21 protein-coding genes are annotated in these 19,677 nt (G+C 71.1%); 16 read left to right on the top strand and 5 right to left on the bottom strand.

Annotated features, from left to right (window positions below; genetic code table 11):
- The first annotated feature begins 48 nt into the window (after window positions 1-48).
- Window positions 49-786 (top strand): FAD:protein FMN transferase, encoded by a 738-nt coding sequence (locus tag JEQ17_RS37760; protein ID WP_200401926.1) that lies wholly within the window; start codon window positions 49-51, stop codon window positions 784-786.
- Window positions 787-1,183: 397 nt separating this feature from the next.
- On the opposite strand, the gene JEQ17_RS37755 is transcribed toward JEQ17_RS37760, so the two are convergent.
- Genes JEQ17_RS37755 through argC form a run of 5 tightly spaced genes read right to left on the bottom strand, consistent with a single transcriptional unit; the run spans window position 1,184 to window position 6,108 of the window.
- The gene (locus JEQ17_RS37755; protein ID WP_200399437.1) at window positions 1,184-1,720 is read right to left on the bottom strand and encodes an arginine repressor; all 537 of its coding nucleotides are present in this window, start codon (window positions 1,718-1,720) and stop codon (window positions 1,184-1,186) included.
- 17 nt (window positions 1,721-1,737) lie between these two features.
- Window positions 1,738-2,940, bottom strand: a complete 1,203-nt coding sequence (locus tag JEQ17_RS37750) for an acetylornithine transaminase (RefSeq protein WP_200399436.1) — start codon at window positions 2,938-2,940, stop codon at window positions 1,738-1,740.
- Window positions 2,937-3,935, bottom strand: a complete 999-nt coding sequence (argB, locus tag JEQ17_RS37745; RefSeq protein ID WP_234048513.1) for an acetylglutamate kinase — start codon at window positions 3,933-3,935, stop codon at window positions 2,937-2,939. The genes JEQ17_RS37750 and argB overlap by 4 nt, the downstream gene beginning before the upstream one ends.
- Window positions 3,932-5,083 (bottom strand): bifunctional glutamate N-acetyltransferase/amino-acid acetyltransferase ArgJ, encoded by a 1,152-nt coding sequence (gene argJ / locus JEQ17_RS37740; protein WP_200399435.1) that lies wholly within the window; start codon window positions 5,081-5,083, stop codon window positions 3,932-3,934. The genes argB and argJ overlap by 4 nt, the downstream gene beginning before the upstream one ends.
- Window positions 5,080-6,108 (bottom strand): N-acetyl-gamma-glutamyl-phosphate reductase, encoded by a 1,029-nt coding sequence (gene argC, locus JEQ17_RS37735; protein ID WP_200399434.1) that lies wholly within the window; start codon window positions 6,106-6,108, stop codon window positions 5,080-5,082. Before argC ends, argJ begins: the two co-directional genes overlap by 4 nt.
- 128 nt (window positions 6,109-6,236) lie before the next feature.
- Here argC and JEQ17_RS37730 point away from each other — a divergent pair, with 128 nt between their 5' ends.
- The 15 genes from JEQ17_RS37730 to JEQ17_RS37660 all read left to right on the top strand — a co-directional run bounded on the left by JEQ17_RS37730 (window position 6,237) and on the right by JEQ17_RS37660 (window position 19,677).
- The gene (locus tag JEQ17_RS37730; RefSeq protein WP_200399433.1) at window positions 6,237-6,989 is read left to right on the top strand and encodes a VOC family protein; all 753 of its coding nucleotides are present in this window, start codon (window positions 6,237-6,239) and stop codon (window positions 6,987-6,989) included.
- A gap of 167 nt (window positions 6,990-7,156) precedes the next feature.
- Entirely contained in the window at window positions 7,157-8,125 is a 969-nt protein-coding gene (locus JEQ17_RS37725) for a hypothetical protein (RefSeq protein ID WP_200399432.1), read from the top strand.
- Between the two features lie 138 nt (window positions 8,126-8,263).
- Window positions 8,264-10,450: a phage tail sheath family protein gene (locus JEQ17_RS37720; protein ID WP_200399431.1), complete on the top strand. Its 2,187-nt coding sequence runs from the start codon at window positions 8,264-8,266 to the stop codon at window positions 10,448-10,450.
- A gap of 28 nt (window positions 10,451-10,478) precedes the next feature.
- Window positions 10,479-10,931 (top strand): phage tail protein, encoded by a 453-nt coding sequence (locus JEQ17_RS37715; protein WP_200399430.1) that lies wholly within the window; start codon window positions 10,479-10,481, stop codon window positions 10,929-10,931.
- Window positions 10,928-11,692: a T4 family baseplate hub assembly chaperone gene (locus JEQ17_RS37710; protein WP_200399429.1), complete on the top strand. Its 765-nt coding sequence runs from the start codon at window positions 10,928-10,930 to the stop codon at window positions 11,690-11,692. Before JEQ17_RS37715 ends, JEQ17_RS37710 begins: the two co-directional genes overlap by 4 nt.
- On the top strand, window positions 11,689-11,859 hold the full coding sequence (locus JEQ17_RS37705) for a hypothetical protein (RefSeq protein WP_200399428.1): 171 nt from the start codon (window positions 11,689-11,691) through the stop codon (window positions 11,857-11,859). The genes JEQ17_RS37710 and JEQ17_RS37705 overlap by 4 nt, the downstream gene beginning before the upstream one ends.
- A gap of 10 nt (window positions 11,860-11,869) precedes the next feature.
- A complete protein-coding gene (locus JEQ17_RS37700) occupies window positions 11,870-13,252 on the top strand; it encodes a hypothetical protein (protein ID WP_200399427.1) in 1,383 nt (460 codons plus the stop codon).
- A 23-nt stretch (window positions 13,253-13,275) separates the two neighbouring features.
- Window positions 13,276-13,980: a CIS tube protein gene (locus JEQ17_RS37695; protein WP_200399426.1), complete on the top strand. Its 705-nt coding sequence runs from the start codon at window positions 13,276-13,278 to the stop codon at window positions 13,978-13,980.
- Window positions 13,981-14,011: 31 nt separating this feature from the next.
- Window positions 14,012-14,326 carry a hypothetical protein gene (locus JEQ17_RS37690; RefSeq protein WP_200399425.1) on the top strand — a complete coding sequence of 105 codons (315 nt, stop codon included), beginning with the start codon at window positions 14,012-14,014 and terminating at the stop codon, window positions 14,324-14,326.
- 7 nt (window positions 14,327-14,333) lie between these two features.
- On the top strand, window positions 14,334-15,431 hold the full coding sequence (locus JEQ17_RS37685) for a contractile injection system protein, VgrG/Pvc8 family (RefSeq protein ID WP_200399424.1): 1,098 nt from the start codon (window positions 14,334-14,336) through the stop codon (window positions 15,429-15,431).
- A gap of 5 nt (window positions 15,432-15,436) precedes the next feature.
- Window positions 15,437-15,931, top strand: a complete 495-nt coding sequence (locus JEQ17_RS37680; protein ID WP_200399423.1) for a phage baseplate assembly protein V — start codon at window positions 15,437-15,439, stop codon at window positions 15,929-15,931.
- Between the two features lie 3 nt (window positions 15,932-15,934).
- Complete coding sequence (locus tag JEQ17_RS37675; protein ID WP_200399422.1) at window positions 15,935-16,252, top strand: hypothetical protein; 318 nt, start codon at window positions 15,935-15,937, stop codon at window positions 16,250-16,252.
- Window positions 16,253-16,270: 18 nt separating this feature from the next.
- A complete protein-coding gene (locus JEQ17_RS37670; RefSeq protein ID WP_200399421.1) occupies window positions 16,271-16,651 on the top strand; it encodes a GPW/gp25 family protein in 381 nt (126 codons plus the stop codon).
- A gap of 6 nt (window positions 16,652-16,657) precedes the next feature.
- Window positions 16,658-18,166: a putative baseplate assembly protein gene (locus JEQ17_RS37665; RefSeq protein ID WP_200399420.1), complete on the top strand. Its 1,509-nt coding sequence runs from the start codon at window positions 16,658-16,660 to the stop codon at window positions 18,164-18,166.
- The gene (locus tag JEQ17_RS37660; protein ID WP_200399419.1) at window positions 18,163-19,677 is read left to right on the top strand and encodes a hypothetical protein; all 1,515 of its coding nucleotides are present in this window, start codon (window positions 18,163-18,165) and stop codon (window positions 19,675-19,677) included. Before JEQ17_RS37665 ends, JEQ17_RS37660 begins: the two co-directional genes overlap by 4 nt.

Raw genomic sequence — 19,677 nt, 5'->3', positions numbered from 1 at the left:
ACCGAACCCGCCGAGGCGCCCGTAGCGGTGCGTCACGCGGAGGAGGTGATGGGCACGGTCTTCTCCTTCGACGTACGGGGCGGTGAACCCGAGGCCGTACAGGCCGCGTTGGCGGAGGCCGTGGCCCAACTCCACGCGGTGGACAGGGTGTTCAGCACCTACCGCGAGGACAGCCAGATCTCCCGGCTGGCGCGCGGCGAACTGACCGTCGACGGTTGCGACCCGGAGGTCGCCGAGGTGCTCGAACTGTGCGCCGAGGCCGAGCGGTTGAGCGACGGTTGGTTCAGTACGAGATACGCGGGTCTCATCGACCCGACCGGCATGGTGAAGGGCTGGGCCGTCGAGCGCGTGGCCCGGCATCTCGTCGCGGCCGGGGCGAGCGGCGTCAGCGTGAACGGCGGCGGCGACGTGCAGATGTACGGCGTGCCGGGGCCGCACCGGCCCTGGCGGGTCGGCGTCTCCGATCCGCTGCGGCCCGGCGGTCTGGCCGCCGTGGTCTCCGCGGCCGGTGTCGACGAGCTGGCCGTGGCCACCTCCGGCTCCGCCGAGCGCGGCACCCACATCGTGGACCCCCGCACCGGCCGCTCCGCGGTCACCGACCTGGTCGCCGTGACCGTCGTGGGCCCCCGCATCACCTGGGCCGACGCCTGGGCCACAGCCGCCTTCGCCATGGGCTCCCGCCAGGCCCTGACCTGGCTGGAATCCCTACCGGACGTCGAGGCCCTACTGATCACGGCAGGCGACGAGGTCAGATGCACGGGAGGCCTGGCCAACAGGCTGGGCTGAGGAGGAGCCCCCTCTTCAGGCGTGCGGTCGGGCCTGTCAAGCGGCTTGGGCCGGGGCGAAATCACCTCTTCAGACACAGGGGCGGGCCTGGCAAGCGGCTTGGGCTGAGGCGCGGTCACCTTCAGACACGCGGTCGGCCGGGCTTTCAGGGGCGCGGGCATCCTGGCAAGCGGCTTGGGCCGGGGCGGATTTTCAGAGGCGCGGGCATCCTGTCAATCGGCCTGGGCCGGGGCGAGTTTTCAGCAGCGCGGACGGCCTGGCAATCGGCTTGGGCCGAGGCGAGTTTTCAGCAGCGCGGACGGCCTGGCAATCGGCCTGGGCCGGGGCAAGCTTTTAGGGGCGCGGGGAACTGCGCGACAAGCCACAGCGCACCCGCACCCGCCCCCGAAGCGCAACCTCAATGGTGATTCTGAGCCAACCGCAGCAAATGATCGGCCAACGCCTGCCCACCCGTGGGATTCCGGCTGATCAACAGCAACGTGTCATCCCCGGCGATCGTCCCGAGAATGTCCTGCAACTCCGCCTGGTCGATCGCCGAGGCAAGAAACTGCGCAGCCCCCGGAGGGGTCCGCAGCACCACGAGATTCGCCGAAGCCTCCGCGGAGATCAACAGCTCCGAGGACAGCCTCCGCATCCGCTCCTCCTTCGCCGACTCCCCCAGCGGCGCGCGAGGCGTACGGAAACCCCCCTCACTCGGCACCGCGTAGATCAGGTCGCCGTCGTTGTTGCGGATCTTCACCGCGTTCAGCTCGTCCAGGTCCCGGGAGAGCGTCGCCTGAGTGACGTTCAGCCCGTCGTCGGCAAGAAGCTTGGCCAACTGGCTCTGCGAACGCACCGGTTGCCGGTTGAGGATGTCCACGATCCGGCGGTGGCGTGCGGTGCGGGTCTGCGGGACCGCGGGCCCCGCGTGCTCGTGGTCCTGCGCCTGACTCATCGTCGTCGTCCCATTCCTCAGGATGCTCCGTCCACGTCGGCGTCTCGGGCCTGGTCGAGGACGCCGGGCAGGGCCCGCAGGAACACGTCCACCTCGTCGTCGCTCACGTTCAGCGGCGGCATCAGCCGTACGACATCGGGGGCGGGCGCGTTCACCAGGAGACCGGCGTCCTGAGCCGTCTGCTGCACCCGGGGCGCGAGCGGCTCGGTGAGCACGATACCCAGGAGGAGGCCCGCTCCCCGGACATGACCGATCAGCGGGTGGCCGAGCGCCTCGATTCCGTCCCGCAGCTTCTCGCTCGTCCGCTTCACGTTCTCCAGCAGCCCCTCCGCCTCGATCGTGTCGAGGACGGCGAGTCCGGCGGCGCAGGCCACCGGGTTGCCGCCGAAGGTCGTGCCATGGTGGCCGGGCTTCAGCAGCTGCGCGGCCCGGCCGAAGGCGACGGTCGCGCCGAGCGGAAGCCCGCCGCCGAGGCCCTTGGCGAGCGTGACGATGTCCGGCAGGACACCCTCGTGGGCCTGGTACTCGAACCAGTGCCCCGTCCGGCCGACACCCGTCTGCACCTCGTCGAGGACGAGGAGCGTGCCGGTGGCGGCGGTGATGGCGCGGGCCGCCTTCAGGTAACCGGGCGGCGGCACGACCACGCCGTTCTCGCCCTGGACCGGCTCGATGACGACCAGCGCGGTGTCCTCGGTGACGGCGGCGGCGAGCGCCTGCGGGTCCCCGTACGGCACATGCGTGACATCGCCCGGCAGCGGCAGGAACGGCTCCCGCTTGCCCGGCTGGCCGGTGAGCGCGAGCGCGCCCATGGTCCGGCCGTGGAAACCGCCGTCGGTCGCCACCATGTGACCGCGGCCCGTGAGCCGGCCGATCTTGAAGGCGCCCTCGTTGGCCTCGGCCCCCGAGTTGCAGAAGTAGACCCGGCCCTCCCGTCCGAAGAGCTGGAGGAGCCGTTCGGCGAGCGCGACGGGCGGCTCGGCGACGAAGAGGTTGGAGACATGGCCGAGGGAGGCGATCTGCCGGCTGACGGCCTCGACGATCGCCGGGTGGCCGTGGCCGAGCGCGTTGACCGCGATCCCGCCGACGAAGTCCAGGTACTCCTTGCCGTCGGCGTCCCACAGCTTGGTGCCCGCGCCCCGGACGAGGGGCAGCCGCGGGGTGCCGTAGTTGTCCATGAGCGCACCCTGCCATCGCTGGGTGAGCTGTTCGTTGGCGGTCATACGGCGTCCCCCTCATGCCTGTTCGGCTCATGACTGATCGGCTCTTGCCCGTGCGGCTCGTGCGCGTTCGGCGCTTTCCTGCTCGGCGCTTGCCTGCTCGACGCTTCCGTGTCCGGCACGACCATCGTGCCGATGCCCTCGTCGGTGAAGATCTCCAGCAGGATCGAGTGCTGGACCCGGCCGTCGATGACCCGGGCGGTGTTCACGCCGTTGCGGACGGCGTGCAGACAGCCCTCCATCTTCGGCACCATGCCGCTGGCCAGTTCGGGCAGCAGTTTCTCCAGCTCCCTCGCGGTGAGCCGGCTGATGACCTCGTCGGAGTTCGGCCAGTCCTCGTAGAGTCCCTCGACGTCCGTGAGGACCATCAGTGTTTCGGCGCCCAGCGCCGCAGCGAGTGCCGCAGCCGCCGTATCAGCATTGACGTTGTAGACATGTCCGTCGTCCTGGCTACGGGCGATCGACGAGACGACCGGGATCCGGCCGTCGGCGAGCAGTGCCTCGATCGCGCCCGTGTCGATCGCGGTGATCTCGCCCACCCGCCCGATGTCGACCAACTCCCCGTCGATCTCGGGCTGGTGCCTGGTGGCGGTGATGGTGTGCGCGTCCTCGCCGGTCAACCCGACGGCGAGCGGCCCGTGTTGGTTGAGCAGCCCGACCAGCTCCCGCTGGACCTGTCCGGCGAGCACCATGCGTACGACGTCCATGGCGTCCTCGGTGGTGACCCTCAGGCCCGCCTTGAACTCGCTGACGATGCCGTGCCGGTCCAGGGCCGCGCTGATCTGCGGGCCGCCGCCGTGCACGACCACGGGCTTGAGCCCGGCCTGGCGCAGGAACACGACGTCCTGTGCGAACGCGGCCTTCAGGTCCTCGTCGATCATGGCGTTGCCGCCGAACTTGATGACGACCGTCCTGCCGTTGTGCCGCGTCAGCCAGGGCAGCGCCTCGATGAGGATCTGCGCCTTGGGCAGTGCGGTGTGCTTGCGGGTAGTGCTCATGAGGAGTACGCGCTGTTCTCGTGGACGTAGTCGGCGGTGAGGTCGTTGGTCCAGATCGTGGCGGTCTCGGTGCCCGCGGCGAGGTCGGCGACGATGTGGACCTCGCGGTAGCGCATGTCGACCTTGTCGCGGTCCTCGCCGACGCCACCGTTCTTGCAGACCCAGACGCCGTTGATCGCCACGTTCAACTGGTCGGGCTCGAAGGCGGCTCGGGTCGTGCCGATGGCGGAGAGCACGCGGCCCCAGTTGGGGTCCTCGCCGTGGATCGCGCACTTGAGGAGGTTGTTGCGGGCGATGGAGCGGCCCACCTCGACGGCGTCGTCCTCGCTCGCCGCGTTGACCACCTCGACCTTGATGTCCTTGCTGGCGCCCTCGGCGTCCCGGATCAGCTGCTGACCGAGATCGTCACAGACCTTCCGTACGGCCTCGGCGAACTCCGTCTCGTCCGGGGTGACTTGGGATGCCCCGGAGGCGAGCAGCAGCACGGTGTCGTTGGTCGACATGCAGCCGTCGGAGTCGACCCGGTCGAAGGTCGTGCGGGTCGCGGCGCGCAGGGCCCTGTCGAGGGCGTCGCTCTCGACGGCGGCGTCCGTGGTGAGGACGACGAGCATCGTGGCAAGGCCGGGGGCGAGCATGCCCGCGCCCTTGGCCATGCCGCCGACGGTCCAGCCGGTGCCGGTGACCACGGAGGTCTTGTGGACGCTGTCGGTGGTCTTGATGGCGATGGCGGCCTTCTCGCCGCCGTGCTCGGAGAGTTGGGCGGCCGCCTGCTCAACTCCCGGCAGGAGCTTGTCCATCGGGAGCAGCAGGCCGATGAGCCCGGTCGACGCGACGGCGACCTCGCCGGCGTTCTGCCCGAGCACCTCGGCCACCTTCTCGGCGGTCGCGTGCGTGTCCTGGAAGCCCTTGGGACCCGTACAGGCGTTGGCGCCACCGGAGTTGAGGATCACGGCGGAGACCAGTCCGCCCTTCAGCACCTGCTCGGACCAGAGCACCGGCGCGGCCTTCACACGGTTGGAGGTGAAGACGCCCGCCGCGGCCAGTTCGGGCCCGTTGTTGACCACGAGGGCGAGGTCCGGGTTGCCGTTCTCCTTGATCCCGGCGGCGATGCCGGAGGCGGTGAACCCCTTGGCGGCGGTGACACTCACGGTGCGACTCCGATCGTGGAAAGGCCGGTGGCCTCGTCGAGCCCGAGGGCGATGTTCATGCTCTGGAGGGCACCGCCCGCGGTGCCCTTGGTGAGGTTGTCGATGGCGCTGATCGCGATGATGCGGTGCGCGGCCGCGTCGAACGCGACCTGCACCTGAACGGCGTTGGAACCGTGGACGGACGCGGTCGCGGGCCACTGGCCCTCGGGCAGCAGATGCACGAACGGTTCGTCGGCGTAGGCCTTCTCGTACGCGGCGCGTACGGACTCGGCGGTGACGCCCTCGCGGGCCTTGGCCGTGCAGGTGGCGAGGATGCCGCGGGGCATCGGGGCGAGGGTCGGGGTGAAGGAGACGGTGACGGGCTCGCCGGCGGCCGCGCCGAGATTCTGGATCATCTCGGGGGTGTGCCGGTGGACGCCGCCGACGCCGTACGGGGACATGGACCCCATGACCTCGCTGCCCAGCAGATGCGGCTTGGGCGCCTTGCCCGCCCCGGAGGTCCCGGAGGCGGCGACGATCACGGCCTCGGGCTCGGCGAGACCGGCACCGTACGCCGGGAAGAGCGCCAGCGAGGCGGCCGTCGGGTAGCAACCGGGCACCGCGATGCGCTTGGACCCCTCCAGCGCAGCGCGGGCACCCGGCAGTTCGGGGAGGCCGTAGGGCCAGGTCCCGGCGTGCGCCGAGCCGTAGAACCGCTCCCAGTCGGCCGCGTCCTTCAGCCGGAAGTCGGCCCCCATGTCGACGACCAGTACATCGGGTCCGAGTTGCTCGGCGACGGCGGCGGACTGGCCGTGCGGCAACGCGAGAAAGACGACATCGTGTCCCGCGAGGACCTCGGGTGTGGTCTCCTGAAGCAAGCGGTCGGCCAGCGGCAGCAGATGCGGTTGCAGCGCACCGAGCCGCTGCCCCGCGTTGGAGTTTCCGGTCAGAGCGCCGATCTCGATCTCGGGGTGCGCCAGGAGCAGACGCAGCAGTTCCCCGCCCGCGTACCCACTCGCTCCGGCCACTGCCGCACGTACCGCCATGGAACCCTCCTCTTGGATGGCATGACTATACGTTTCGCTGCACGTTTATGCAATCTCAGCGGTGTGGCGCGGGGCCGGGCCCGGTAACTGCGACGGTCGCCGCGGAGCCGGTGCATAGGATCGCCGGTATGGCGCTGCGACCGGTCCAGGTGAACATCAAGGCCCTCGACGGCCAGGCGATCGGCCGGTTCTGGGCGGAGGCGCTCGGCTGGAGTGTGTTCAGCCCCGGGGTGACCACGTACGTCGGACCCGACGGCGGACCGGTCGGCGACCTCGTCTGGCCGCACCCGGTCGCCGTCTGCATCGACGTCGTTCCCGTCCCGGAGCCCAAGACGGCGACAAAGAACCGTACGCATCTCGATCTCGCCACCACCTCCGCGGCCCATCAGACGGAGCTGATCGCGCGCCTGAAGAGGCTCGGTGCGACGCCCGTCGACGTGGGTCAGAAGGACGTGCCGTGGACGGTCCTCGCCGACCCCGAGGGCAACGAGTTCTGCGTGCTGGAGCCTCGGGAGATCTACCGGGACACCGGGCCGATCGCCGCGGTGGTGGTCGACTGCGTGGATCCGCGGGCCATGGCCCGGTTCTGGGGCGGGGCGACGGACTGGACCCTGCACGAGGTCACCGACGACCACGCGTCGCTGCGCTCCGCCGAGGGCGTGGGCCCGTTTCTCGAGTTCCTCCGCACGCCCGACACGAAGACCGTGCCGGACCGCCTCCACCTCGACCTGCTCCCCCACCCCGGCAACGACAAGACGTCGGAGGTGGCCCGCCTGCGAACCCTCGGCGCCACGGACCTCGACCTCGGCCAGGGCGACGTCCCATGGACGTGCCTGACCGACCCGGAGGGGCACGAGTTCTGCGTCCTTGCCCCGGCCTGACGCGGAGCCTCGACGGCACCCCGACAGGTGAGCCTTGTGTGTTCGCGGGCCATGCCCCGGAGGGTTGGGCTGCGGCGCTGGTTCCGCTGCCGGTGACGGAGGGGTGACGGACCGGTGACGCCGGTCGGGCAGGGTGACCGCCGCCGCGAAACGGGGGGGTGGAGCCAATGGGCAGTCGCGTCGTCGATGAGTTCGGCTCGCCCTGGCCGGCGGACGACTCCGGGCTGTGGAGTGCCGTCTCCGCGCCCGAGGCCGCTTGTCTCGGTGCCGATGGCCGGGGAATGGCCATCACCGCCGGGGCCGGTGACCGGAGCCCGTACGTGCAGCGGATCTTCAGTCCCGCCCTGGATCTCGACGACTGCACCGAGCTGCGGTTGTGGCTCCGGATCTCGCTCGTCTCGCCCCGTCTGATCCTGGAGGCCGGGGCGGATCCGGCCGACCTCCCCTGGCAGCGGCGACTGTGCGTGGAGCGGCCGGACTCCTGGGAGCTGCAGCGGCTGTGGCTGGGTGACATGCCGTCGGGCCTGCGACGGGGGCTGGGTGTGCTGCGGCTGCGCTGTCCGGCGCCGGCTCCGGCGTTCGGCGCGGCCGTGGACGATCTCGTCGCCGGTACGCCGGAGGCGCTGCGGGACGCCGGGGACGCGCTGCTGGGGCGACTGGACGGCCTGGTGCCGGACGTCCCCGCGTTCTTCGACGTGCCGCCGGACCAGCCGCCGCCGTACGTTTCGATCGGCCCCTGTGCCGTGCTGCCGGCGCCGCCGCAGTCGGGCGGCGATGTCGTCGACAACGAGACGGCCCACGGGGCGTACGTTCGCCCCCGCCCCCAGCAGTTGCGGCTGGACTACCGGATCGAGGCCTTCGCCGCCGCGCACTCCGACCGGGCCCGGATCACCGAGGCGATCACCGCCGAGCTGGCCCGCGATCCTCGCCTCCTGGTCTTCGACGAGCCCCTCGCCCTGTGCCCACTGGAACCCGGCCCCCTGTCCACCGGCCCGTACCGCCCACCCGCGACCCCGTTGTACTACCGGCTGCTGGTCCCCCAGGAGACAGGGCCCCGACGTCCGTACGCCTTCGGGCGGCCCCTGCTGACGACGGGCCGGCCGGACAGCCCCCTACGGGAGGGGACACCCCGGTGAGCATCCCCGCACACCGCGCGGAGGCCCACCGCCGGTGCCTCCTCCGCCGCCTGGACCTTCCGGCCCGCAGCCCCGCCGCCTCGACCACTCACCGCCTCCCTCGCCCTCCCATCCCCTCCGGATCCCCTGGAGACGCCCATGAGCCTCAACATCGGTATCAACGTGGTGGAGACGGACGGGCGGACCGCGCCGGCCATCTCCGGGGCGCCGACCTCCGTGGCCGGGCTGGTGCTGCGCAGCCGGCGGGGGCCGGTGGACTCGGTGGTGCGGGTGTCGTCGGTGCAGCAGTTCGCCGGACGGTTCGGGGGTTATGACGCCCGGTTCCTGGGGGCGTATGCCGTGGACGGGTTCTTCGGGAACGGGGGGCGGCAGGCGTACGTCGCCCGGGTTGTCGGAGCCGGCGCGGCCGCCGCTTCCGTCACGCTCAAGGACCGGGACGGCGACGACTCGCTCGCGGTCGGCGCGGGATATCGGGGCACCCCTGATCCCGGGGCCTGGGGCAACGACCTGCACATCGCCGTCGCCGACAACCCCGAGTTCTCCACCCCGCTGACCGCCACCCTGGACGGCAACCGACCGCCACGACTGCAGGGCGAGGCCTGGGCGGCCCGTACCGTCGATCTCAGCCCCGACGACAGCGGGGCGACGCGCAGGTTGGTACTGCGGGTGGAGGCCCCGGCCGCGACGCTGACCGTGACCTTCGGCAACGACTCGGTGCCCGTGCCCGCGCAGGTGACCGTCGACGACGTGGCCGCGGCCGTCAACAACCAGGCGGGTACGCGCGTGCGTGCCGAAGCGGCCGGTGGCGGTCTGCTGCTGATCGGCCGGGGCAAGGGCGGCACCGCGAAGCTGTCCGTGCTCACCGGCGCCGATGGCGACGACGAGACCCGGGAGCTGCTCGGATTCCCCGACGGCACGGTCAGCGCCTCCGGCACCAACAGCGCGAACCCGTCGTACACCTCGGCTCGCGTGGCCACCATGGCCGGGTTCCGGGTCGGGGACCGAGTGCGTCTCGACGACGGGATCGCCTCGGACTGGGTGCGGATCACGGCCATCGAGCAGGCCGGTCCCGCCGACTACGTGCTGACCTGGGACGAACCGGCCGCGGCCGGTGATCGCAACGAGTACCGCGTGGAGGACCGTGCCACGGTCTCCACCTGCGAGTTCGACCTTGTCGTACGGCGTGGTGCGGCGGCGGACGGACCCGGCCTCCAGACCATCGAGACCTGGACGAAACTCTCCCTCGACGCGAGCCGCCCGAACTACGCCCCGACAAAAGTGAACGACCCCCGCGCCGGCTCCGCGTCCATCGTGCTCACCGACCCCTCCCCCGGCGACTTCACCGGCCGGGACGTCCCCGCCGTCACCCCGGGTGTGCGGCTCGGGCTTCCGACTCCGGACAGCGGCGGTCTGACCCGGACGGAAGGGGCCGACGGCGATGATCCGACCGCCGGGGACTATCGGGCCGCCCTCACCCGCTTCGACACCTCCGCGATCCAGCTGCTCTCGGTGCCGGAGGCCATGGCGGACGCCCTGATGCGGCCCGTCACCCAGGCCGCGCTCAACTACTGCGAGGCGCGCGGCGACGCGATGTTCGTCGGCCATACCCCGAAGGGCCAGGACTCCGACGGGGCAAGGGGGTTCGGGCAGGACTTCCGGGCCGCGAAGGTGTACGGCGCGCTGTACTGGCCGTGGATCACCGTCTCCGACCCGCTCGGCGCCGGTGCTGCGCCGACCCGCGTGGTGCCGCCGACCGGCCATGTGCTCGGTGTCTACGCCCGGATCGACCAGACGCGCGGAGTGTGGAAGGCGCCCGCCGGTGACGAGGCGGTGCTGCGCGGGGCGCTCGCCGTGGAACGGGACGTCACGGACACCGACAACACCGAGCTGGTGAAGAACGGTTCGGTGAACTCAGTGCGCGCGGTGCGTGGCGCGGGCATCGTCGTCGACACGTCGCGCACCCTGTCCACCGACACCCGCTGGCTGTTCGTGGGCGTACGACTGCTCTTCAACTACGTGAAGTCCTCGCTGCGCGAGGGGCTGCGCTGGGTGAAGCAGGAGCCGAACCGGGACACCCTGTGGAACAAGGTCAAGTACAACTCGGTGACCCCGTTCCTGATGCGGCTGCACCAGGCCCGGGCGTTCGGCAGCGGCAGGCCCGAGGACGTCTTCACCGTGGTCTGCGGGCCCGAGAACAACCCGCCGGACGAGGTGGCGCTCGGCAATCTGCGCATCGAGGTCTATTTCTATCCGTCCAGCCCCGCCGAGACGATCCTCGTCATGGTCGGCCAGCAGGACAGCGGTGCTTCGGCGAGCGAGAACTAGCCGTCCCAGGCAGGAGGAGGGGGCAGCCATGCCAGAGCCCTACCGGGCCAACGAGTTCGTGGTGGAGATCGGGACCGTGGAGAGCCCCTCGGTCTCCAAGGTGTCCGGCCTCAGCCTCGGCGAGACCGACGTGATCGAGATTCCGGAGGGAGGAAGCAACGTGGTCCGCAAGGTGTCCAGCGGGGTCGTGAAGTTCCAGCCGTTGACCATCGAGCGCTATGTGGACGGCAGCGCGGACGACCGGCTCTTCAAGGAGTTCTTCGAGGACATGTTCAAGCACGGGCAGGGCGGACGGGGTTCGACGGTCCGGCGGGACGGCGCGATCGTCAAGAAGCACTTCGGCAGCGAGGTCTTCCGGATCATGTTCTACGGCGCCTGGGTGAAGTCGGCCAGCTTCACCGACCTGGAGGCCGGGTCCACCAACGCGCTCAAGCACATCGTGGTCATGGAGGTCGACGGACTGGAGTGGTTGCTGACATGACGATCTCCCCTCACCTCAGGCCCTCCGTCCCGCTGCCCGTCGGTCATCAGACCGACGAAGGCGAGCCGCTGCGCGAGGTCACCGTGCGCAAAATGACCGGCCGCGAAGAGGCCCTGCTCACCGACCCCCGCCTGCGGCACAACGCGGGCAAGCTGATCACCGCACTGCTCGCCAGCTGTGTGCAGACACCCGACGGCACCCCGTTGAGCACCCCGACGGCCCGTCGGCTCTCCTCCGCCGACCGTAACTTCCTGCTGCTCCAGCTGCGCCGGACGACCTTCGGCGACGAGATGGAGGCGCACTACCGCTGTCCCCGCTGCCAGGGCATGACCCTGGTCCTGGAGGACCTGTCCACCGTCGAGGTGCGGGAACTCCCGGACGGCGAGGGCGAGATGACCGTGGAGCTGGAGGACGGCTACACCGACGCCCACGGCGACTGCCACCGCGAGCTGGTCTTCGCGCTGCCGACGGGCGAGGACGAGGAGACCGCGGCGGCCCGCCGGGACGCGAACCCGAGCCGGCAGCGGGACGCCCTGCTGGCCCGCTGTCTGCGCCGGGTCGGCGAGATGGAGGAGCGGGCGGTGCGGGCCGCCGGGGTCCGGCTGTTGAGCGATCTGTCCATGTCCGACCGGCAGTTGATCCGCCGCACGCTGGACGAACGGGCGCCGGGGCCGGAGCTGATCCGCACGGTGGTGTGCGAGCACTGCGACGAGGAATACCGCAGCGCCTTGGACATGTCCCAGTTTTTCCCGCTGGGGTGAGCGATGAGGACTCGTTGCGGCGCGAGGTCTTCCTGCTCGCCTACCACCTGCACTGGTCGCCGGACGCCGTCCTGGACCTTCCGGCACCCGAACGCCGCGCCTATCTCCGCCTGCTCCAGGACCAGTTGGAGAGCGAACACCGGGCCATGACCACATCAGGGGGGTGAACGGCACGCCATGGGCGAGGAGTTGGACAAGCTGACAACAACCCTGTCCACCATGCTCGACCAGCAGCGGAGGGATCTCGACCGGGGCATCCGCTCGCTGGCCGACGCGCTGCGGCAGGCCGCGGACCGGGTCGCCGCCCACGCACCCGGGGCACCTCAGCCGGCGGCCGCTGTCACTACCGCGGGGACGGCGGTCGCGGCCTCGGCGGGCGGCGGAATCCTGGCGGTCCGGGTGGTCAACGACACGAGCACACCGGTCCCGGTCTTACTGCCGCAGCAGACGGCCAGTCCTTGGAGCGCGGTGAGCGGCATCGCGGGCGGCATCGGCAGCCTGTTCGGCGGACTCCTCGGCGGCATCGTGGGCGGCGGGGTCGGCGGCCCGTTCATGGTAGGCGGTCTGGCCGTACTGGCGCCCCGACTGACCGAGCTGGTGGACCGTACCGACGAACTCCTGACCCGTTTCTACGCGTTCGCCCACTCCTTCGTCGAGGAGGTCGGAGTTCTCGTCCGCGGTGTGTTCGACCAGCTCACCGCGGCCGGCATCCTCCCGGTCTCCAAGCTGTTCTCCTCGTTGCTGCTCTTCGTCGACGTCGGGACATCGGTGGTGCTCGCCCATCTGGGCACGGTGATCAACTGGGTGGAGCAGGTGTTCGGCGCGCTCGTGGACTGGACGGGGCGGTTCGTGAACGCGCTGGGGAGCTGGCTGAGCAGGTATCTGAAGGACCTGCTGGAGCATGTGGCGCGGCCGTACGTCGATGTCATCACCCGCGACGCGACCCGCGCCGCACTGGAGTCGCTGGCGTCGCTGCTGCTCGGAACCGCCTTCGCGCTGAGCGAGGCCGTCGCGGCGGCCGTCAGGTACGCCGCCGCCCAGGTGCTCAACGACTACGCCACGCTGAAGCTGGGCCCGATCGGCGCCAAGCTGTTCCCGCCGCCGGCGCCGCTGGGCCCGGACGTCAGTAAGGCGCTCGCGGACGGAATGGCACAGGGCACCAAGATCGGCAGGACCTGGATCCGCACGGCCCTCGGCCCACCGCCCCCGGCAACCCCTGCCCCGGGCGTCCCGGCCACGACACAGGCGATCAAGCTGCCCCGCTTCACGGCCCCCGACCTCATCCTCGCCGACTTCCCGGACATCACCCCCCAGCTGCAGAAACTGCTGACCGGGCGGCCCCCGACCCCAGAGCCGTCCACTCCGACGGCCAAGCCCTCCGGCCCTGCCCCGCTGACCCTCAACGGTGGCGTCCACATCCAGATCACCACCGACGCCGTGGACACCGAGCACGCCGACGAGACCGCCCGGCGCATGGCCCGCTCAATGCTCGAGGAACTCCGCCGGCTGACCGAACGCGACCGGTTCCGGGGCGGCCTGCCGACCACCGCGGGCCCCTGACCGCCGCACGAGAGGGAGGAACCGTGTCCCTGCCCGCCCTGGAACAGCCCAAGCGCGGCTATCTGGCGCAGCTGTTGACCATTCCGCCGCTGATCTACCCCTTCCAGTACAACCCGGCGCAGATCAGCGACAGCCGCCGGCTGAACTGGTCGACGGACCGGACCCCGAACAAGGAGAAGGGCTACTTCAGAGGGCTCACGCGCCAACTGGAGCTCAAGGGGCAGCGGTTCTCCGGATCCACCCTCAAGTCCTTCAAGGCCGACGCCGAACGGACCGTCAGCTTCAGGTTCGTCATCGACGGCCGGGAACTCAGGCCGGGCGAACCGGCCCGCCGACGCGACGGCTCCGGCAGCATCCTCGGCGATCTGGCGGTGATCCGGTCGTTCGCGTACCCGCAGATGGTGGATGTGCTGAAGCTGGCGTCCGGGGTGGTGGACGCGTTCTCCGCCGCCGCGCCCACCGGGCCCGAACCGCAGGACGAGATCTTCTTCCACGAGCCGCCGCCCCTGCTGCTGGTCTTCGGCAGCACCACCGTGGACGGCGTGGTGAGCGAACTCCGCATCAACGAGACCCAGTTCAACGCCGACCTCGACCCGGTACGGGCCGAGGTGGAGATCAGCATGACGGAACGGGTCGACTCCCTCTCCTTCATGATCGACACCGCCAGGCGGATCGGCCTGGCCTTCTACGACACCGCCTACGAGGACATCGGCAACGTCCTGTTCTGAACAGCCGTACCCGGATGAGGAGTTCACGCCCATGGCCGTCGGTCCGCTTTCCCGCTACCGGGGCATGGAGGCACTGCAGGTGCACCACGCCACCCGGGGCGCGACCCGCTCCCTACCCGTGCGGCGCGCTCTGCCGGCGCCCGCCGCCGACCCCGCCGTATCCCGCCGGCACCGCTGGACCGGCTATGACGCCGTCGACCTGCTGGCCCTGCGTTTCCTCGGCCGCGAGGACCTGTACTGGGCACTGCTCGACGCCAACTCCGGCCGCTTGCCGGACAGTTACCGGCCCGGCGATCTGCTGCTGATCCCGTCGGCGGACGACGCAACCCGGATCGAGCGGGCCTGAGTCCGCCATGGCCGACATCCATCTGCGTGTGCGCATCGCCGGGCAGGACGCGAGCACCATGGTCGCCCGGGTCGAGGTCGAGGAGAGCGACCTGCGGACCGACCTCGCCACGCTCACCTTCCACGACCGCTCCCTGGCGCTGCCGGACATCCTGCACGAGGGGCTGCCGGTCGAGATCGACCTGGGCAGCAGGACCGCCCACGCCCGGGTGTTCAGGGGCACGGTGACCTCGGTGCGGTGCGCCTTCGAACGGCTGGGCGCGGCCCGGGTCGTGGTGGAGGCGGCGGACGCGCTGGCCCCGCTCTCGCTGGTGCCCCGGACCCGACGCTGGTGGAACACCACGCTGAGCGCGGCCGTCCGCGAGGTCGCGCTCGCGGGCGGGCTGGCCCCGGGCCGTATCGCTCCCGGCGAGGACCCGGTCTTCGACGCGGAACGACCGTTGCAGCAGGTCGAGGAGACCGACCTGGCGCTGCTGCACCGACTGGCTCAGGCGTACGACTGCAAGGTCGGGGTGGACTGCTCGGGGCCGCGCGACCGGCTCGACTTCGTCGCCACCCGGGCGCTGCTGGCCGATCCGCCGATCGAACAGCAGCTCGTCCACAACCTGAACGTGCTGGACCTGGAGACCGCCTTCGACGCCTTCGCCACCGATCCCGGGGAGCGACTGGTCACCACGGACCCGCAGACCGGCGACCGGGTCGAGACCGCGCAGACCTCGGTGACACCGGCCGACACCGGCTGGGTCCCCGACCCCACCCGGATCGCCGCGCTGGGCAAGGGCGGCGAGTGGGCCGCCGCGATCCTGGCCGCGGGCGCCCCGGTCCGGGCCCGGCTCACCGAGACCTGGCGCACCCAGGGCCGCCCGGCCGGGGCCGCCTCCCGCACGAGGGACGACCGCTCCTCGGTGCTCGGCGACCGGGCCCGCCGCCTCGGCCAGACCGCCACCGGCCGCGCGGCGGGCAACGTGCTGTTCCGGCCCCGCCGAAGGGTCCGGCTCAGCGGCTTCGGCGGCCGCTGGTCCGGCGACTGGTATCTCGCCCGGGTCCGGCACGAGGTGGACGTCACCGCCCGCTCGTACACGACCGCGTTCACGGCACGGAGGTGACGGCGGTGTTCGACATCACGGCACAGAGCTTCCCCGGGCTGTACGCGGCGACCGTCAGGGACGTGCGCGAGGACGGCCGGCTCCTGGTCAGCGTGCCCTCCGTCTACGACGCCGAGGGCACGGAGGCTGACGCGCTGGCCCGGCCCTGTCTGCCGTACGGCCACTTCTTCGTCCCGCCGGTCGGGGCGAAGGTGTGGGTCGCGTTCGAGAACGGGGATCCGGGGGCGCCGGTGTGGATCGGAACGTGGTGGCCACGGGGTGAACTGCCGACGGAGGCCGGCTCGCCGGACCGGCGGGTCGTGAAGACCTCGTCCGGACACGTGATCGTGCTGGACGACAGCGAGGGCGAGGAGCGGATCACGCTGGCCGATCCGTCCGGGAACCGCGTCGAGCTCTCGGGCGACGGTGTGCTGATCACCTGCCCGCAGGGGCTGGTCATCGACGCGACCGGCCAGAACGTGCGGATCACTGCGGACAAGGTCGAGATCAAGAAGGGGTGAGCGATGGCTGCCGTCATCACGAAGGAGTCGACCATCGAGTGCCTGCACAAGAGCGCGGTCTCCCCGGTGGGCACCGCCGTGTCGGACGTCCTCGTGGTCGCAGGCGAGGCCGCGCTGATCGGCACCTTGGAGACATCGCCGATCCCCGGTTGCCCCCGGACCAGCGCTCCCTGTACCGCCGTCTCCTCCCAAACCGCCGGCGCGTCCACGGTGTTGTTCGCCGCCGACAGGCCCGTCCTGCTCAGCACCGCCACCGGCCGGACCTCCAGCGGTACTTGGTCGGTCACCGACGCCGGCCAGAACCTCCTCACCGCCGACTGACCCCGAAAGCGAGCCCTCATGCCCGAGGACACCGCGGCCATCCGAGGCATGGCCTTCCCCTTCCGCGTCGACCCGCGCACCGGTGGCATCGCCGTCTCCGCCGGTGCGGACAAGCTGCGCGAGAACGTCGTACGGCTGCTGCTGACCCGGATCGGCGAGCGGCCGATGCTGCGGGAGTACGGCGGCGGGGTGACGCAACTGTTCCAGGAGACCGTGGACGAGGGCATGGTCGCGATCGCCCGGCACCAGATCACCCGCGCCCTGCTGCGCTTCGAGCCGCGGGTGCTGCCCCAGGAGGTCGGTGTGATCGAGACCGAGCCGGGCGTGCTGCGGCTGCGTGTGGTCTACGTCGACTCCACGCGGCCCGGCCTGCAATCGGTCGTCGTCCCGATCGGCTGACCCGCCATGGCCTCCGAACCCGGGATCCCCGGCATCACGGACTACACCGACCGCGACTACGACGCCCTGGTCACCTCGCTGTTGGACACGGCCGCGCTCAAGTTGCCGGAGTGGACGGACCGTTCCGACAACGACCTCGGGCGGCTGCTGCTGGAGCTGTTCGCGCAGGTCGGCGACGTCCTGCTGTACTACCAGGACCGGATCGCGAACGAGGCCTTCCTCGCCACCGCCGTCGAACGACGCAGTGTCATCGACCTGTTGGGCCTGATCGGCTACACCCTCTCCACCCCGGCCCCGGCAGCCGTCGAGCTGACCCTCACGGCCCGCAACGACACCGCCACCCCGTTGGTCGTACAGCCCGGAGCCCGCTTCGCCACGGAGGCCGCGCCCGGCAGGCCACCCATCGAGTTCTGTTATCTGCCGGTGCCGCCCGTCCCGCTCCAGGTCCCCCAGGACGGCTCCGGCACCCCGGTGGCCGCCACATTGACCTGCGTCGACGCCCAGCGGATCGACAACGAGGTGCTGGGTGCCTCCACCGGCGATGCGAACCAGGGCTTCCGGCTCACGCAGAGCCCGGTGCTGTTGCCCCGCGATCCGGACTCTCAGGAGTACCTGGCGGTGGAGGTGGACGCGGGCGGCGGCTTCGAGCGCTGGGAGCGGCGCGGAACGCTGTTGCACAGCCGCTCGGCGGATCCGCACTACGTCGTCAGGATCGACGCCGAGGACAGCGCGGAGCTGGTCTTCGGGGACGCCGCCCACGGCCGTGTCCCTCCTGCCGGGGCGACCGTACGGGCCACCTATCTGATCGGCGGCGGGCAGCGTGGCAACGTCGGCGCCGGCACCGTCACGGTCGCCAAGTCCGGCGTCAACCTCCCTGTCACCGTGGTCAATCCGCTGGCGGCCTCCGGCGGCGCGGAGCGCGAGTCGATCGAGCATGCCCGAGCGCTCGCACCGTACGTCTTCCGCAGCGGTCAGCGCGCGGTCACCGCGACCGACTACGCGGCACTCGCCGAGAACGTCCCGGGTGTGACCCGGGCGATCGCCGTCGCGCCCTCCTGGAACCACGTGGACGTGTACGTGGTGGACTCCGCCGGGGCCGCGCCCACCTGCCGGCTGCGCGCCCAGGTGCTGACGTATCTCGCCGAGCGGGCGATGGTGACCGCCCTGGTGTCGGTGCGGCAGCCGGTGTTCGTGCGGGTCGACCTCGCGGTGACGGTCGGTGCCGAGCCGACCTTCTACCGGGCCGATGTGCGCAGCAGGGTCGAGAAGGCGCTGGGCGCCCTCTTCGACCTGGAACGGATCGGGTTCGGGCAGAGCTTCTACCTCAGCAAGATCTACGAGGCGGTGGAGAGCCAGCCGGGAGTGGCGTACTCGCGGGTCACCACCTTTGCCGGAGTGCGCTCGGTTCCGGCGGGCGAGCAGGTGGACGCGGCCACCGGCCTGATCCAGCTCCAGCCCCGGGAGTTCCCCACGGCGGGCCTGCTGTCGGTGGAGGCCGAGGGCGGCCTGATATGAACCCTGATCTCGCGGCGCTGGGCTTTACCGCCCGTACGGACCCGCTTGGCCCGGCGGTCCGGCTGTCATGGATGCTGCCCGATCCCGCCGTACGCGTCCGCGTGCTGCGCCGCGAGCGCCGCTTCCCGGGCACCGCCCGGCGCGGCTGGGCGCCCGTCCCGGCGGCGGACGGCGACCTCACCGACGGGGTGCTGGTGCACGACAGCGCGGACTTCCCGGCCGACGTGGAGGAGACCCGCAGCGAGTGGGAGGCGGGGAAGCTCGTCACCACCACCCGCCGCTTCCGGTTCCGAGGCGTGCCGCGCGACCGCCGACTGGCGGGCCTCGTCCGTCGTATCCCCACAGCGGACGGGTCCACCACCGTCGAAGTCGTCGACCAGGAAGGGGTGTCGGCCGGAACCCGCTACTACTACACGGCCTTCGTCACCGACGCCGGTTTCTACAGCCGCGCCACCCAGACTTCCGCACTCGCCACCGGCCACTACGGCACGGCACTGTTCGCGGCGCTGCCGCAGGCCGACCGGGTCCGCGACACCAGCCTCCCGGCACCCTTCACGGTGGCTCAGGAAGACGTGCACAAGGGGCAGTTGCAGCGTTTCGTCGAGATCGTCGAGACCCATGCCGACCTGCTGCGCGGCCAGATCGAGGAACTCGCCGGGATCCACGACGTCCGACGGGTGGACGCCCGGCTGTTGCCGCGGCTGGCACGCCAGATCGGCTGGCGGCTGAAGGACTACCTGGACGAGGACGCCCAGCGCGGCGAGCTGATGTTCGCCCCGGAGTTCTACCGGACGGTCGGAGCGGCCTCCAACGTCACCGCCATGATCAACCGGCTGACCGGCTGGGACGCCCAAGTCCGGGAGTTCGTGAGGAACTTGCTGGTCTCCTACGACATCTCGCGCCGTGAACCGCTGGAGGACGGCCGGTTCGCGTACGCCGACGGCAGCACCCGCGCCCGGGAGAGCGGGCCGCCGTACCTGAACTTCCGTACCGAGCCGCCCGGTTCGCTCGACACGACCGACCCGGAGGCGATGTACCGACTGCGCAACCGCCTCCACGACGACACGGCCGCCTACTCCTACGACTGCGGAAGGCCCCGTCCCGGGGGCGGTTACGACCGGGACGAGAGCACCTGGTACTCCCGGGACACCCTCGGCGTGTACATCGTCCCGGACATCGCCACCGAGGTGTTCGTGCTGCAGGCCGAGTGGGAGCGGATCCGGACGATCCTGCGGGAGTTCCTGCCGGTCAACGTCCGCGCGGTGTTCGTGCTGATGCCGAGCGTGGAGGTCGAGGAGGAGTACAACGCTTCCGTGATGGCGGCGGAGCAGGCGGACGACCTGGGTGTCCTGCTCCAGGAGGAGGTCTACGGCGAGGGCGCGGACGCCGGAGCCGACACACTGCCCGGCTTCCGGCGCTTCCTCACCAACGCGGGTGCCCACCGCTCGGCCGACACGGCCGTGGACCCGCCCGACACCGCCTCCCGCAGCTGGCACACCGCGATCTCGTAG

Source organism: Streptomyces liliifuscus (assembly GCF_016598615.1).
Taxonomy (GTDB): Bacteria; Actinomycetota; Actinomycetes; order Streptomycetales; family Streptomycetaceae; genus Streptomyces; species Streptomyces liliifuscus.
This window is presented reverse-complemented; position numbering and strand designations above follow the sequence as displayed.

Coding starts and splice junctions, on each gene's coding strand:
- JEQ17_RS37760 (WP_200401926.1), top strand. CDS start 49: ATGGGCACGGTCTTCTCCTTCGACGTACGGGGCGGTGAACCCGAGGCC.
- JEQ17_RS37755 (WP_200399437.1), bottom strand. CDS start 1,720: ATGAGTCAGGCGCAGGACCACGAGCACGCGGGGCCCGCGGTCCCGCAG.
- JEQ17_RS37750 (WP_200399436.1), bottom strand. CDS start 2,940: ATGACCGCCAACGAACAGCTCACCCAGCGATGGCAGGGTGCGCTCATG.
- argB (WP_234048513.1), bottom strand. CDS start 3,935: ATGAGCACTACCCGCAAGCACACCGCACTGCCCAAGGCGCAGATCCTC.
- argC (WP_200399434.1), bottom strand. CDS start 6,108: ATGGCGGTACGTGCGGCAGTGGCCGGAGCGAGTGGGTACGCGGGCGGG.
- JEQ17_RS37730 (WP_200399433.1), top strand. CDS start 6,237: ATGGCGCTGCGACCGGTCCAGGTGAACATCAAGGCCCTCGACGGCCAG.
- JEQ17_RS37725 (WP_200399432.1), top strand. CDS start 7,157: ATGGGCAGTCGCGTCGTCGATGAGTTCGGCTCGCCCTGGCCGGCGGAC.
- JEQ17_RS37720 (WP_200399431.1), top strand. CDS start 8,264: ATGAGCCTCAACATCGGTATCAACGTGGTGGAGACGGACGGGCGGACC.
- JEQ17_RS37715 (WP_200399430.1), top strand. CDS start 10,479: ATGCCAGAGCCCTACCGGGCCAACGAGTTCGTGGTGGAGATCGGGACC.
- JEQ17_RS37710 (WP_200399429.1), top strand. CDS start 10,928: ATGACGATCTCCCCTCACCTCAGGCCCTCCGTCCCGCTGCCCGTCGGT.
- JEQ17_RS37700 (WP_200399427.1), top strand. CDS start 11,870: ATGGGCGAGGAGTTGGACAAGCTGACAACAACCCTGTCCACCATGCTC.
- JEQ17_RS37690 (WP_200399425.1), top strand. CDS start 14,012: ATGGCCGTCGGTCCGCTTTCCCGCTACCGGGGCATGGAGGCACTGCAG.
- JEQ17_RS37685 (WP_200399424.1), top strand. CDS start 14,334: ATGGCCGACATCCATCTGCGTGTGCGCATCGCCGGGCAGGACGCGAGC.
- JEQ17_RS37675 (WP_200399422.1), top strand. CDS start 15,935: ATGGCTGCCGTCATCACGAAGGAGTCGACCATCGAGTGCCTGCACAAG.
- JEQ17_RS37670 (WP_200399421.1), top strand. CDS start 16,271: ATGCCCGAGGACACCGCGGCCATCCGAGGCATGGCCTTCCCCTTCCGC.
- JEQ17_RS37665 (WP_200399420.1), top strand. CDS start 16,658: ATGGCCTCCGAACCCGGGATCCCCGGCATCACGGACTACACCGACCGC.
- JEQ17_RS37660 (WP_200399419.1), top strand. CDS start 18,163: ATGAACCCTGATCTCGCGGCGCTGGGCTTTACCGCCCGTACGGACCCG.